This is a genomic window from Arthrobacter sp. H41 (assembly GCF_000520535.1).
In the GTDB taxonomy this organism is placed as follows: Bacteria; Actinomycetota; Actinomycetes; order Actinomycetales; family Micrococcaceae; genus Arthrobacter_D.
The window spans coordinates 1-787 of the sequence record NZ_KI914769.1 but is presented as its reverse complement, the minus strand read 5'-3'; the positions used below and the strand labels follow the sequence as shown (position 1 = coordinate 787).

Genomic DNA, 787 nt, shown 5'->3' with positions numbered 1-787 from the left:
CTGCCGGCGGCGCAGGCGGGTCTCGTCCACGTCGACGATGAGGACCGCACCGCCGTTGAGGGTCACGGCCAGAGGCTGGGCCCCGCCCATGCCACCGCACCCACCGGTGAGGGTGAAGGTGCCGGCCAGGGTCGGTTCGACGAGGCGGCCGTCCTCGTGCATCTTGCGTGCCACGGCGAAGAACGTCTCGTAGGTGCCCTGCAGGATGCCCTGGGTCGCGATGTAGATCCAGGACCCGGCGGTCATCTGCCCGTACATCGTCAGGCCCTCGGCCTCCAGACGGCGGAACTCCGGCCAGTTGGCCCAGTCCCCCACGAGGTTCGAGTTGGCGAGCAGTACCCGCGGGGCCCACTCGTGGGTGCGGAACACGCCCACGGGTTTGCCGGACTGTACGAGCAGCGTCTCATCGGCCTCCAGTGTCTTCAGCGTGGCCACAATCGCGTCGTAGGCCTCCCAGCTGCGGGCGGCGCGGCCGGTGCCGCCGTAGACCACGAGGTCGTCCGGGCGCTCGGCCACTTCCGGGTCCAGGTTGTTCATGAGCATGCGCAGCGGCGCCTCTGTCTGCCAGCTCTTGGCGTTCAGGGCGGTGCCGCGCGGGGCGCGGACGGGGCGGGATCCGGGCAGTGCCATGGTGGTCCTCCTAGGTGGTGCCGGGCCGCGGCGGGGCCGGTTTCGGGATACTTCCATCGCACCACGTTCCGGGATCCGGGTTTCGACCTGCGGCCCGCTTCTGTCCGGTATTCCAGACGCGGGAATCAGTTCCGCGGCCCGAAGCCGTACAGGCGGG

General features: G+C 70.3%; 1 pseudogene. It reads right to left on the bottom strand.

What is annotated here, in order from left to right:
• Positions 1–630, bottom strand: a pseudogene (locus Y705_RS20975) (urocanate hydratase); the annotation flags it as partial.
• Positions 631–787: the final 157 nt, after the last annotated feature.